The organism is Bacillus sp. M13(2017) (assembly GCF_002218325.1).
GTDB lineage: Bacteria > Bacillota > Bacilli > Bacillales > Bacillaceae_G > Bacillus_A > Bacillus_A thuringiensis_K.
Map to the genome: position 1 here is coordinate 155,726 of NZ_KZ268501.1, position 13,884 is coordinate 169,609.

The window sequence follows — 13,884 nt, forward strand, 5'->3', positions numbered from 1 at the left end:
GATTTAATATATGAATTATGAAGATTTTAAAGAAGTAATTCACGGAAGACGAAGTGTTAGAAAGTTTACAGATCAAGAAGTATCTACTAATGATATAAAAGAAATAATTGATTGTGCTCGTTACGCACCGAGTGATACCAATTCACAAACGTGGGAATTCTTAGTTATCATGAATCGAGAGAAGATTAAAGAAATTGAACAAATGACATGGGATGCATTACATAAACTTGCGGCAAAAGCAGCAGAAAATGGAGAAGAGAAAGCAGGGAAATTACTTACACGTTCTTTCGGACCATATGCAACAGCTTTCTCGGAGGCACCAGTATTAATCGTATGTTTGGCAACACCATATGAATCAAAGTTCCGTGAAAAGATATTTGATCCAATTGCTTTTGTTCCAAATTCAGTTTGGGAAGAAGAAGGCATTAAGAGTAGTTGTTTAGCGGCACAAAACTTAATGTTAGCTGCACATGCAAAGGGGCTTGGTACTTGTCCAATGACAGGGCCAGTATTGCTAGCTCAAGATGAACTGCGCCAATATTTACAAATTGAGCTTGAAAAACAAATAAATATGGTTATTTCACTCGGATTTCCGAAAGATAAACCGAAGAAACTTCCAAGAAAAGAAGTAGATGAGATTACAACGTTTGTTTTTTAATTGCTGTATAGAAAAGACATTGAACTAACAATGTCTTTTTATTTTTGAGGGTATGTAATTCATATGTTGGGCTAAAATGATAGATAAGAGGAAATTACTATTTATTTCATAAAAAAAATTAATGTTCTATTAAGGAAAGTATGATACATTAATCGTGAGCAAGATTCTATTTGTTCATGAAAGTGTTGAAAGTAGTCTCAAAATTTAAAAGTTATTTTTGTATAATAAATTATAATGAAGTTACAGGGGGGATGAATTTTGAAAAAATTCATAATCACTGGATTGTCTGTATTGTTATTAGTTGGTTGCGGTGCTCCACAGGAAAAAGAGGACGCGCAATCAAAACAGGAAGAACAAGTTGTAAACGCAAGTGATGAGAATATGGTTGAATTTCCTGAAGGAGCAATGTCAATTGGAGAAGGGAAAGTAAAAGTTATTACTCCAGATGGTACTTCAGAAAACGGCAATATACCGACTGTATTCATCAAAAAGGATACGTTAATTCAGCAAGTTGAATTAGAACTTTCTAATTTTCAAAGTGATAAAGAAACATTCGTATTTGTAGATCAAATGTATACGGATAAACATCAAGTAACTAGTACAACGCAGACAACAGTGCAGTTAAAAGAAAAAACGCTGGAAACAGGTAGTCATACAATTACTGCAGTTCAGTATGAAAACAATGACCCGAAAGGAAAGGTTATTAGTTTTAATCAAGCAACATTTGAGACAAAACCAGCGTCTTAATATGAATAAAAAGTACATTACTCAAAAAGTAGTGTGCTTTTTTGTTTGGACTAGAGTGTGCAAGAGTGAATAACTTATTTCATTTTCTAATACGATTAAATAGGAAGTAATCACTTGTTACTACTATGACAGAGAAAGAGGTTGAAGATGTGAATCGGTGTATTCGTATCATTTTGATTAGCCTAATGATGGCAGTAATTTGGTTTACGATACAAGAGATGATTCAAGCTACGCTCAATTATCAAATTCATGACTTGTTAATAGGAGCTATTTGTTTTACCATTGTTTATCTATTATATGATAAACTCGGACTAAGGTAAGTTTCAGAAGAAAAATGTAGGTATTTCATTTAAAATGTCGAATAGTACACATGATGTCGTAATAACAAATTTTCTATTGTTTACTGTGAAACAGAAGAAGGAGAGATGGTGGTTATGAAACGAGCTCTTATTAATATTGATTATACATATGATTTTGTAGCGAAAAAAGGTGCTTTAACTTGCGGAAAACCAGGACAGGAAATTGAGAAGGAAATTGTACATATAACGAAGCAATATATTGAAAATGGAGATTACGTTGTCTTTGCTATTGATAAACATGAAGAAAATGATGTATATCATCCAGAATCAAAGTTATTCCCGTCTCATAATATAGCTGGTACAAGTGGAAGAGATTTGTTTGGTGAATTACAAGATGTGTACGAAACATATAAAAATGCAGAGAATGTATATTACATGGATAAAACACGGTATAGTGCATTTGCTGGAACGGATTTAGAGATGAAGCTAAGAGAAAGAGGAATTGAAGAGGTTCATCTTGTAGGGGTATGTACTGATATTTGTGTTCTTCATACAGCAGTAGATGCGTATAATAAAGGGTTTAAAATTGTTGTTTATGAAAAGGCAGTTGCATCTTTTAATGCGCAAGGACATGAATTTGCACTTGGACATTTTAAATCTTGTTTACATGCAGAAGTGAAATAAAAAAAAGGCCTTTAAAAAGGTCTCTTTTATTTGTCCTTGTTCATTGAAAACAGCTACCGCAACGCCTAATAAATTGAGTGGTCTTGATCCGACAACTTTTCTAAGTTCTTCAATATATCCCATTGTATGTAACCTCCGTAAGAAAAAATAAGAGCAAATAAACTATTCGTTATTATGTAAATATATTCCTCTTTATAAGGGGAGAGATGACATATAACTTATTTGTGTTATTTGGTAAAATATACATCAAAAAAGGTCAAACAAAATCTTTGACCTTTTTTGACCAATTGTTATAATAAAGGCAGAAAGAGATAATCTTTCATTCATAAATAATAAGGAGGAAAAAATATGCGTAATTTATTTCCAGAGATAACAAAACGTCAAAATGGTATTTTTGATTTTGGGCCTTCTTTATTAGAAGGGATGACAGATGCTTTCTTTAAGCCACTGAACATGGATACTTTTAAAGTAGATGTTCATGAGCAATCTGATAAATATACTGTGAAAGCAGATTTACCAGGTTTTCAAAAAGAAAACATTCAAGTTGATTTTGAACAAGATGTATTAACGATTCAAGCAACTAACCATAATGAAGTAGAAGAAAAAAATGAGAATGGCACATATATTCGTAAAGAACGTTCTATAGGTTCTGTAACTCGACGCTTTAGTTTTAAACAAGTTGAGGCAGAAAATGTTAGAGCAAATTATAAAGATGGCGTACTGACAATAGAATTACCAAAATTGAAAGAAGAAAAAAACAGTAAGACAACAATTAACATCGAATAAAAGAGCTGATGATTTCAGCTCTTTTTTGTACTTAGTTAATAAATTAATTGAAATCTTAATGAGTAGAATAAAGTTGTAATATTAAAAAAATCACTATTAGCTCCCTTTAGATTATTAAAAAGGGTATATTTAAAGGGAAAGGAAAAAGAACACCTAGACATACTGTTTAAAGTGAATTAGTAATAGAGTCAAAATACATAGTAAGGGTAGTGGCATTTAAGATTAGGATAATAGATTTTTCTAGAACAAACTTAGGCGATTACGAATTTTTTAATTAGTAAGGAAGTGGTTAAATGAGCTTATTAACGCATACTGAAGAATTTTTTAATTATGTAAGAGAGTTTTTACTTTTAAGATTTTTACTATTTGCTTTAGTTTTAATCATTATTTCTTTTGTAATAAACCGTATTATTGATTGGTTTTTTAGGAAATCAAGCTTTTTTGATGAAGAGGTAGAGCAGACGATTCAAAGTGTAATTCGATCTATTTTTAGATATATCATTATCATCAGTCTTATCATATATTTAATTAGCCAATTTGTAGATATAAAAAGTATTATTGCAGGTGCAGGGATAGCTGGAGTTGTCATCGGTTTTGCTGCACAACAGATGCTAAAAGATGTTATATTAGGCTTTGCAAGATTAGCGGACAAAGAGTTTCGGGTTGGTGATTTTGTAACTTTTAACGGAACAAATTCAGGAACTATTGAAGAGATTAGTATTCGTTTTATGCAAATTCGTGAATGGTCAGGAAAACTACTTACCATCCCGCACGGAGAGATTAGAACGATACAAAATTTTAATAAAGGATGGATGCGTGTAATTGAACGCATCACGGTAAGTTATCAGGAAGATCCAACAAGAGTGAAGGAATTATTAGAAGAAGTATGTGTTATATGCAATGAAAAATTGAATCAAACTCTTTATAGAGTAGAGGATGAGGCTGTTGAACCATTTAAATACGTCGGTGTTACAGACTTAAATCCTAACTTGAAATATGTTGGGTATGAATTTTGTATTACAGGTTTAATAAAGCCAGAAGATTATTTTGAAACTTCTAGACAAGTAAGATTTGAATTAATGTCTATGTTCCATAAAAATCAAGTGCAAATGCCAGCAGCGAATATGGTTGTTACTACTGAAGGCTTACAGCATATCCATGGTGGACAATCTTTATCGGACAGCTAAAGTAGAATCATTTGTTAACAAAAATTTTGCTTCCAACATTGGATAGAATAACAATAATAAAATGATTGATATAAAGAAAGGGCTGAAGGAATTCGGTTCTTTTTTTATTTATAGAATTTAGAAATTTCTTAATGTTATAATTGTAGTTGGTGATGAGAATGAGCTTTGAAGAAAAAGAGATGCATCGTTTAGAAGCATTAAAAGAAATTGCTGAATTATTAAATGAAGCAACAAACTTACAGGATATGTTAGAAAAAGTGTTGCATACATTGTTACAAGTTATGAATTTACAAACAGGGTGGATATTCTTTATTGATGAAAGTGGAAAGCACAGCATGCTTGTAGACGAAAATTTACCAGAGGCTCTTACGTGGCAAGAGAAGAAGCCGATGTGTGAAGGAAACTGTTGGTGTGTAGAACGTTTTGTGAATGGGAGATTGGAAAAAGCGACTAATATTATTGAATGTAAGCGAATAGAAGATGCAATTGAATGTAATTGGGGAGAGACAGAAGATGTTACACATCATGCGACAATTCCGCTTAGGTCTGGATTGGAAAAATTTGGTATACTAAATGTGGCTGCACCTCACAAGACTCATTTTTCAGAGGAAGAGTTAGCGTTATTAGAATCAATTGCATTTCAAATTGGAACGACAATACAACGTATTCAATTAGTTGAGAAAGAACGTAAATATGTAGTGGTAGCGGAAAGAAATCGACTTGCACGTGATTTACATGATTCAGTAAAACAATTGTTATTTTCTATTATGCTAACAGCGAAAGGTACTCTGAATATGACGCAAGATAGAGAATTGCAAGAGATGTTAAGTTATATTGGAGAATTATCACAAGAAGCATTACAAGAGATGACGCTATTAATTTGGCAATTAAGACCTGAAGGATTAGAGAAAGGATTAGCAGAAGCAATTCAAAATTACGGGAAGTTATTAGGAGTTCAAGTGGAAGTTCGAATTGATGGGATGGTTTTAATTGGGGATGAAATAGAAGAAGTTTTATGGCGTATTAGCCAAGAGGCGTTACATAATTGTAAAAAGCATGCTTCGTGTGAAAAGGTACATGTTCTTTTAAAAATAGAAAATAACCAGTTACATTTTTACATAGAAGACAATGGAATAGGATTTATACAAGAACAAGTAAGGGAATCAGCACTTGGTCTGAAAAGTATGAAGGAACGTATTCAGTTAATGAAGGGATCGTTTCAAATTACAACAGAGCTGAAAAAGGGTACAAAAATAGAAATTCAATTGCCGATTTGAAGGGGAGAATAAGGTTGAAGATTAAACTGCTACTAGTTGAGGATCATCATATCGTTCGAAGAGGACTTGTATTCTTTTTGAAAACGAGAGAAGAATTTGAAATTATTGGGGAAGCGGAAAATGGCGAAGAGGCATTACATTTCGTGCAAAAAGAAAAACCGGATGTCGTACTAATGGATGTATCGATGCCGAAAATGGATGGAATTGAGGCAACAAAACGTCTAAAGCAATACGATGAGACGATAAAGGTACTTATATTAAGTAGTTTTTCAGAGCAAGATTATGTTATACCAGCACTTGAAGCTGGAGCAGATGGTTATCAATTAAAAGAAGTACAACCTGAACAACTTGTCGCTTCTATTATTGCAGTATATCAAGGAAATGCGAATTTTCACCCGAAAGTAACACCTGCATTAATAGGGCGTTCCGCAGTAAAGAAGGAAATAGAAAATCCTTTTTCAATGTTAACGAAAAGAGAGCAAGAGGTACTTCGCGAAATTGCGAAAGGAAGAAGCAACAAGGAGATTGCAGCAGAACTTTATATTACAGAACAAACTGTGAAAACACACGTTTCAAACGTTTTAGCTAAATTGGAAGTGGACGATCGTACGCAAGCCGCATTATACGCAGTTAAACATGGGGAGAATTATTCATAAGTATGAATAATTCTATTATATCGTATGACAGAATACATAGGAGCAATTAAATTTATAGTAATCCCTAATATAGGTTTTTCTTCTTTCAATAATTAGGTACAATAAAGTGAAACTCTAATCAGTGGGGGACCATCCCCACTGATGATTAGTTTAACTAATCGGTTTTTACAGGATAAAGCTACGATGGAAGGGGAGGATATGCTATGCCTGATACAAGAAGTGGGATTGGAAAGATTCAGGCTTCGTTAAATGGTTTATCACCGAAATTGCGAAGTATTGCCGAACATATTTTGAAACATCCACAAGATGTTGTACATAAATCTATTACAGAATTAGCTGAAGTTACGAGTAGTTCCGAAGCTACGATATTCCGCTTATGTAAACACCTTGGTTTGCAAGGTTTTCAAGATTTAAAGATTACATTAGCTCGTGAAATTGTACATACACCGATGCAAAATATTCATGAAGAGGTATCAGCAGAAGATAGTATGGTAACTGTTGCTAAAAAAGTTTTTCATTCGCATATTACAGGACTGCAAGATACTTTACATTTGCTAAATGAAACGGTACTTGAGCAGGCTGTACGAGCCTTGCAAGAAGCAAGTCGAATTGAGTTTTATGGAAATGGTGGCTCTGGTATTATTGCAATGGATGCGTATCATAAGTTTATGAGAACGGGTATTTCTTGTATCGCTCATACTGATTCGCATTTTCAAATTATGGGAGCAGGTTTACTCTCAAAAAACTCAGTTGTTATTGGTATTTCTCATTCTGGTAGCAATAAAGGATTACTTGAAGCATTAGAAGTAGCGAAAGCAAGAGGGGCCAAAATTATTGCGATTACGAGCTATAAGAAATCAGCATTAAGTCAACTTGCTGATATAACGTTATATACATCAACACGTGAGACTGAATTCCGCACAGAAGCAAGTTCATCCAGATTAGCACAGTTAAGCTTATTAGATACTTTGTATGTAGGGTTGTCGTTGCAGCGACAAGAGGAAACTCTAAAAAATTTACAAAGTATACGTGAAACGATTTCGATGAAGCGAATATAAAAAAGCTCTTCAAATGAAGAGCTTTCAGACTGTAGACAAACTATTTTTGGAGAGTTCAAATGCTAAAAGTAGTTTGTTTCTTATTTTAGGGATAATTTATCCAATGACATTTATATGTAGTGCTTTCTATACTATAATTTACTATAAGTGAGGAAGGTGTCTTATGAAAATATCTGTTTATGTTGCAAGTGCATTTAGCAAGGATCATAAAGGCGGAAATAAAGCAGGAGTGGTATTTATTGAGGATACATTGACCACTACTCAAAAAATGGAAATAGCCAAACAACTGGGCTATGCGGAAACCGCATTTATATCAGAATCTGAACTTGCTGATTATAAATTTGAGTATTTTACACCGAAAGAAGAAGTTGATTTATGTGGTCATGCCACAATTGGCTCTTTCGCGATACTAATGCATTTAAATAAACTTTTCAGGAATCGCTATACGATTGAAACGAACAGCGGTGTTCTTACTATTACTATAAAAGATGACATTATATTCATGGAACAAAATAAACCGATATTCTATGATGTTGTATCTCCAAACGAGTTCACCGACTGTTTTGATAGTAAAGATATAGACAATAAATACCCAATTCAAATTGTCTCCACGGGCTTAAAAGATATTTTAATTCCTATAAAAAGCGAAACACAATTACATGCACTGCAACCTAATTTTGAAAAAATTAAAGAAATCAGCAAGTATTATAATGTTGTCGGGATGCATCTATATACTTTTAATGACAATCGAATTATATGCAGAAATTTTGCTCCGCTATACGACATCAATGAAGAAGCAGCGACTGGAACTTCGAACGGTGCATTAGCTTGCTATCTTTATGAACAGGACTACTTGAAAAAAGAAGTCTATGTATTTGAACAAGGTTATTCTTTACACTCGCCTTCTGAAATATTAGTTAAATTAGCAACCAATAGCAAAAATAAAATAGAAAAAGTTTATGTTGGTGGCAAAGGATATTACTGTGAAACTAAGTGTTTACATGTAGAAAATATTGAGTGAAGAGCTTTTTTATCGGTGAGAAGTTTGTTAATTTATTTTGTTTTAGAAATATGTGACTTACTTATAGTCAATGATAAACTCTCATTTTTAAAAATTTAAAATAAAGACCGATTTGTGTAATAATTCAAATATTGTTCATAATTTCACAAGCTGTTTATGAAGTGTCATGTTATGATGAAGATGTAATGATGATTGAACACTTAAATTTGGTACAATAACTAGCCAAAGTAGTGAAGAAAGTAGTTGTGAGATAAACTCATTAAAATGCTAAAACACTAAAGGGGAGATCACATATGAAAGCAGTAGTGGTTAATAAAAACAGCAAAGCAAACATCGAAGTGATTGAAAAAGAATTACGTCCGTTACACTCAGGTGAAGCGTTAGTAGATGTAGAGTATTGTGGAGTTTGCCACACTGATTTACACGTTGCAAATCATGATTTTGGTAACACTGATGGCCGTATTCTTGGTCATGAGGGTGTAGGTATTGTTACGAAAATAGCTGATGATGTTACTTCACTAAAGATAGGTGACCGTGTAAGCATTGCATGGATGTTCCAATCTTGTGGACGTTGTGAATATTGCGTAACTGGTAGAGAAACATTTTGCCGTGAAGTTAAAAATGCTGGTTATTCAGTGGATGGTGGTATGGCTGAACAATGTATCGTTACAGCTGATTATACGGTAAAAGTACCAGAAGGATTAGATCCTGCTCAAGCATCATCAATTACTTGTGCTGGTGTAACTACATATAAAGCTATTAAAGTATCAGATATTAAACCTAGTCAACCTATTGTAATCTATGGCTGCGGTGGATTAGGTAACTTAGCTATCCAATATGCTAAAAATGTATTTGGTGCAAAGGTAATCGCAGTAGACATTAATGATGACAAATTAGCCTTAGCAAAAGAAGTTGGTGCTGATATGACTATCAATCCAATTTCTCAAGGTCCTGCTGATAAAATTGTGCAAGAGGAGTTTGGTGGCGCTTATGCTGCGGTAGTAACAGCAGTCTCTAAAGTAGCCTTTAACTCAGCAGTTGATGCAGTACGTGCTTGCGGTAAAGTAGTTGCAGTAGGGCTACCAGTAGAAACAATGGACTTAAACATCCCACGACTTGTACTGGATGGAATTGAAGTAGTTGGTTCTCTAGTTGGTACTCGTAAAGATTTGGAAGAGGCGTTTATGTTCGGGGCAGAAGGAAAAGTAGTGCCGGTTGTTCAAACTTGTTCTCTAGATAAAGTACAAAATGTATTCGAAGAAATGGAACAAGGTAGAATTCAAGGGCGTATGGTAATTGATTTTAAAAAACATAATAATTGTGATTGCAAATAATTCACTTTAAATATAAAAAGCATGAGTCTAGCAAATACATGTAAAAAAGTTAGACAGCATAAGAAGATGATCCCTGTATTTAATAGGAATCATCTTCTTTATTTTCTAATAATATCAATGCAAATTAATACTTGATTAATGAGAAATGATTAAAGGTTTACTTTATTTGCAAACGAAAAAGAATCTTTATGTTTAACAAATTTTTTATGATCTGGAACGTTTTGAATTGCTACAATTTGCGAATCTCTTGCTTTCAGTGAATCTTGAATCCCGATGGTCATAAGCTTAATAAATAGAATGGTAATAAAGAATGAAGCGAGAGTATAAAAAATAATCCACCATGAAAGATTCATTTCATTACGATTTAATCCAATAAGGCCTGCCCAATCATTAGATAGAGAAACAGGTTTGAGCACTCCGTCATAGAGTTCACGCATTTGTATGCCGCCAATTACAATGTTAAGCAACGCTAAATGGATAACGAGTATGAGTGTTTGGACGATATGTTCCATAAATAATACAAATAAGCGGTCAAGTAATAAGACTCGTAAGTGTTTTTTAATAATATGAAAACGACTAGCCCCCAGTAATTGTGAACTTAAGATGTAATCTTGTTTCATAAATTCATCAACCTCTGAGGATATGTATAAAGAAAGTGTAGGCAGAGCGACAAAAATAAGTACGAGTACTTGATAAAACGTAAATGAAATATTTGGATCTACCCCATCAGCATTTGATGTAATTATAATATTAACGGGCGTGATGAGTATGAATGCGATAAATAGAGTTGGAATATAATAAAAAACTTCTGAGCATGACTGGAAAAATCTCTTGAGTTTTGGAGCAAATAAACTTAAGAGGATTCCTATACATGTTCCGCATAAAATTCGAAAGAAGCTAATTGCCACGGCTAATAAAATAGTGAATTTTGCTCCTTCTACAATTTGTAAGAAAACAGACTCTCCAAAACGATCAGATCCAAAAGGTGGAATTAACGATGGCGGAAAGGGGGCCTTTCCAAGTAATTCGTTATTGTCATTGTAAAGTAACTGAGGAGGTTTTGGGATGTTATCTTTAAAGAACCAACTATAAATAAAACTAGCTGAAATAAGTATGAATAGATAAGCAAAGCCGATTAAAAAGCGTTTTGATTTCCAAATAGATTTCATAATGATACTCCTTTCAATTGCTTTTTCCATCTATTCATCATGAATGAGGCTATTTGGAAAATGGCGTAAAATGGTAAAATTATCATAACAAGTATGATAAATGCAGCTGGAGGTGAAACAAACGCCTTATTAAATAAAAATTGAATAATGCCTTCCATATTAAAAACAAATTCTAAAATGAATAAATTAGAAAGTAAGAAAACAAAAATTGTTTTTAAATGGTGGAAGAAGTGGATAGATATATTTTTGAATAAATGGATGCATAGTATATAACTTGAGGTAAGGCCTTTTCCATATGCAACCTCTACGTAATGTTTTCCTTGCTCTTCTTTTATGTATAACACCATCATCCGAAACATTTGTAATGTAGGTAAGACAGCTAATGATAAAATAGGGAGTAAATAAGCTCGATTTTCATTAAAAGAAATAATAGTGACAGGAGATTCCCCAAATTTCTGAAGTACCCATATGAAAAATATTTGCAAACAAATCATCATCATCATATCAGGGACAGCTTCTAATATGAACACAATTCGGTTTATCCATTTTTTTATATAATCTTTTGCTAAAAAATAAAAAAATGCCATGCTAGATGATAAAAAGAGAGCAAGAAAAAAGGCTGAAAATAATATAGTAAATGAATATAGGTAAGGTTCTAAAACAGTTGGAAATAATGGTGTTTTTTTGAAATGGCCAAACTTCGGGTCTGATCCTATAATCACTAATGATTCAGGGGAAAAAACCTGTTTTAACATAGTAACGGTCTGATTAAAAAAATAAATTGGTTGAAAGGTAAATCCTTGTTGGGTGATAAATAAATAAGGTAAATTTAATAATAGTAAGAGTGATAAAAGAATTGATGAAAGCTTAATTGTGAATTGAGATATTTTATTTAACATTAAATCCCTCCGACATCTTTTTACAACATTATACAATAAATTCCGTGTTATTGTTTTTATTTTTCTGAAAAATAAAAATACTTTTGGTTTTATAGTATGCAAGATATATTTACAAGATAAAAAAGGGTTAGTAGGGGGCCGCGCTCTATGTTTATCAAGATAAAAGACTAGTGAACCTAAAACAATAAATAAGAGCAAAATGCACAGAATTCTCATTCTGCGGTTAGTTACTTTTCTTGGCTTGATGGTGATGTTACGTGACCGCTAAAAATGAATATTGTTTTTCAACTCTTTCTTCAAGCAAATAAGTAGAACGTATGGAGGACTATGTATGTGTTGTTAATGAGAGGAAAGAGTGTATTGCGTAACGAATATAACGTAATTTTACCGCATGGAAAAGCTAAATTTAGTATATAAGTGAAATGGAATGAGGGGATTTATTTTTCGATATGAAAAAAATTTTCTTTTTATAACTTGATAAATGAAAAAATATTTTATATACTAATTCATGTAAACGGTTTACTAAATCGTATTTTGCTAGAAATGAAGGGAAGATTCGCATGGAAACAAGGGGGAGAGTAATCGGGATTGATATCGGTACCACAAGTACAAAAACGGTTGTGTTCACAGAAAAAGGAAAAGTCATTGCATCACATGCAATCGATTACCCAATTATTCAACCGAATGTAGGATGGGCTGAGCAAGATCCTGATGTAATATGTGCCGCTGTATACAAAAGTGTAAGCGTTGCCATTGAAAAGGGTAATGTATTACCAGAAGATATTTCTTCAATCGGTATTAGTACAGCTATGCACGCATTAATTGCAGTAGATGAAAATGGTGCGCCATTAACGCGTTCTATCATTTGGGCAGATAATCGAAGTACGAAGCAATCAGAAAAATTATTACAACAAATGAATGGGCATGAAATTTATAGACGTACAGGTACACCGATTCATCCGATGTCACCACTTTCTAAATTGTTATGGATGAAAGAAGAGGAACCAGAGTTATATACAAGTGCCTATAAATTCATTTCCATTAAAGAGTATGTGATTTACCAATTATTTTCACGCTACGTAGTTGATTATTCGATTGCTTCTGCTACGGGGTTATTTAATTTAGAAACATTAAACTGGGATGAAGATGTTTTAACTATGTTACATATGTCACCAGAACAATTATCAACCCCTGTACCAACTACATATATTTTATCAGGTATGAAGCCAGAATTAGCACAGAAGATGGGGATAAGTGCAGAAACACCAATTGTCATCGGAGCAAGTGATGGGGTTCTTGCAAATGTAGGAGTTGGTGCGATATCACCGGGTGCGGCTGCAATTACGATTGGAACGAGTGGTGCGGTTCGAACAATCTCATCAAATATAAATACAGATGAGAAAGGGAGAACGTTTTGTTACGCATTAACAGATGAGCACTGGGTAATCGGTGGTCCAACGAATAACGGTGGAATATTACTGAGATGGTTACGTGATGAATTTGGTAGTCCAGAGCAAGAAGTAGCAAGAAAGCTCGGCATTGATCCTTATGATTTATTAATTAAATATGCAGAAAGCGTACCAGCTGGAGCGGATGGACTATTGTTCTTACCTTTCTTATCTGGAGAACGCGCACCTTACTGGAATGCAAATGCTCGTGGTACATTCTTTGGAATCAATCTTCAACATAAGCGAGAACATTTTATACGTGCAGTGATGGAAGGTGTTTGTATGAGTGTATATTCAGTAGCACTCGCAATCAGGGATTGTACAGGGCCACTTACTGAAATACGAGTTTCAGGAGGGTTTGCAAAATCTGCATTTTGGAGACAAATGTTGTCCGATATGATGGGAAAAGAATTGCTTGTACCTGAAAGTCATGAAGCATCTGCGCTTGGGGCAGCAGCAGTTGCTTTGTATGCTGTAGGAAAAATTGATTCTCTTGAAGAGGTAAAGGATTGGATTGATATTGTCCATCATCATGTACCGAATAAAGAAAATACGGCTATATATTTAGAAATGTTTTATATGTATGAACGACTTTACAATCGCTTGAAAGAAGAATTTGATTGTATAGCTGCTTTCCAACGTAAACAATAGGGGGATTGGG

At 33.6% G+C, this 13,884-nt stretch carries 15 protein-coding genes; 12 read left to right on the top strand and 3 right to left on the bottom strand.

What is annotated here, in order from left to right:
* The first annotated feature begins 10 nt into the window (after positions 1–10).
* The 4 genes from CGQ22_RS07070 (at position 11) to CGQ22_RS07085 (ending at position 2,388) form a co-directional block, all read left to right on the top strand.
* A complete protein-coding gene (locus CGQ22_RS07070) occupies positions 11–658 on the top strand; it encodes a nitroreductase family protein (RefSeq protein ID WP_001105286.1) in 648 nt (215 codons plus the stop codon).
* A 258-nt stretch (positions 659–916) separates the two neighbouring features.
* The gene (locus CGQ22_RS07075; RefSeq protein ID WP_000713492.1) at positions 917–1,405 is read left to right on the top strand and encodes a putative periplasmic lipoprotein; all 489 of its coding nucleotides are present in this window, start codon (positions 917–919) and stop codon (positions 1,403–1,405) included.
* A gap of 125 nt (positions 1,406–1,530) precedes the next feature.
* The gene (locus CGQ22_RS07080) at positions 1,531–1,725 is read left to right on the top strand and encodes a hypothetical protein (protein ID WP_000136532.1); all 195 of its coding nucleotides are present in this window, start codon (positions 1,531–1,533) and stop codon (positions 1,723–1,725) included.
* Positions 1,726–1,839: 114 nt separating this feature from the next.
* Positions 1,840–2,388, top strand: coding sequence for a cysteine hydrolase family protein (locus CGQ22_RS07085; RefSeq protein ID WP_000816794.1), 549 nt, complete (start codon positions 1,840–1,842; stop codon positions 2,386–2,388).
* On the opposite strand, the gene CGQ22_RS31870 is transcribed toward CGQ22_RS07085, so the two are convergent.
* On the bottom strand, positions 2,368–2,511 hold the full coding sequence (locus CGQ22_RS31870) for a hypothetical protein (protein WP_002163998.1): 144 nt from the start codon (positions 2,509–2,511) through the stop codon (positions 2,368–2,370). The two genes, CGQ22_RS07085 and CGQ22_RS31870, sit on opposite strands and share 21 nt — an antisense overlap.
* Positions 2,512–2,736: 225 nt before the next feature.
* Here CGQ22_RS31870 and CGQ22_RS07090 point away from each other — a divergent pair, with 225 nt between their 5' ends.
* The 7 genes from CGQ22_RS07090 to adhP all read left to right on the top strand — a co-directional run bounded on the left by CGQ22_RS07090 (position 2,737) and on the right by adhP (position 9,707).
* Positions 2,737–3,174 (top strand): Hsp20/alpha crystallin family protein, encoded by a 438-nt coding sequence (locus CGQ22_RS07090; RefSeq protein ID WP_001245051.1) that lies wholly within the window; start codon positions 2,737–2,739, stop codon positions 3,172–3,174.
* A gap of 293 nt (positions 3,175–3,467) precedes the next feature.
* The gene (locus tag CGQ22_RS07095; RefSeq protein ID WP_000055370.1) at positions 3,468–4,361 is read left to right on the top strand and encodes a mechanosensitive ion channel family protein; all 894 of its coding nucleotides are present in this window, start codon (positions 3,468–3,470) and stop codon (positions 4,359–4,361) included.
* Positions 4,362–4,519: 158 nt separating this feature from the next.
* On the top strand, positions 4,520–5,638 hold the full coding sequence (gene casK / locus CGQ22_RS07100) for a two-component system sensor histidine kinase CasK (RefSeq protein WP_089148440.1): 1,119 nt from the start codon (positions 4,520–4,522) through the stop codon (positions 5,636–5,638).
* Positions 5,639–5,652: 14 nt separating this feature from the next.
* Positions 5,653–6,294, top strand: a complete 642-nt coding sequence (casR, locus tag CGQ22_RS07105) for a two-component system response regulator CasR (RefSeq protein ID WP_000694627.1) — start codon at positions 5,653–5,655, stop codon at positions 6,292–6,294.
* A gap of 203 nt (positions 6,295–6,497) precedes the next feature.
* Positions 6,498–7,352, top strand: coding sequence for a MurR/RpiR family transcriptional regulator (locus tag CGQ22_RS07110; protein WP_089148441.1), 855 nt, complete (start codon positions 6,498–6,500; stop codon positions 7,350–7,352).
* Positions 7,353–7,515: 163 nt separating this feature from the next.
* Positions 7,516–8,373, top strand: coding sequence for a PhzF family phenazine biosynthesis protein (locus CGQ22_RS07115; protein WP_046946347.1), 858 nt, complete (start codon positions 7,516–7,518; stop codon positions 8,371–8,373).
* A gap of 293 nt (positions 8,374–8,666) precedes the next feature.
* A complete protein-coding gene (gene adhP, locus CGQ22_RS07120) occupies positions 8,667–9,707 on the top strand; it encodes an alcohol dehydrogenase AdhP (protein WP_046946346.1) in 1,041 nt (346 codons plus the stop codon).
* 149 nt (positions 9,708–9,856) lie between these two features.
* Here the strand turns inward: adhP and CGQ22_RS07125 are convergent, their stop codons facing one another.
* Complete coding sequence (locus CGQ22_RS07125; protein WP_000836556.1) at positions 9,857–10,876, bottom strand: ABC transporter permease; 1,020 nt, start codon at positions 10,874–10,876, stop codon at positions 9,857–9,859.
* Positions 10,873–11,775 carry an ABC transporter permease subunit gene (locus CGQ22_RS07130; RefSeq protein WP_046946344.1) on the bottom strand — a complete coding sequence of 301 codons (903 nt, stop codon included), beginning with the start codon at positions 11,773–11,775 and terminating at the stop codon, positions 10,873–10,875. Before CGQ22_RS07130 ends, CGQ22_RS07125 begins: the two co-directional genes overlap by 4 nt.
* Before the next feature lie 560 nt (positions 11,776–12,335).
* On the opposite strand from CGQ22_RS07130, the gene gntK reads away from it, so the two are divergent.
* Positions 12,336–13,874, top strand: coding sequence for a gluconokinase (gene gntK, locus CGQ22_RS07135; protein ID WP_000449999.1), 1,539 nt, complete (start codon positions 12,336–12,338; stop codon positions 13,872–13,874).
* Positions 13,875–13,884: the final 10 nt, after the last annotated feature.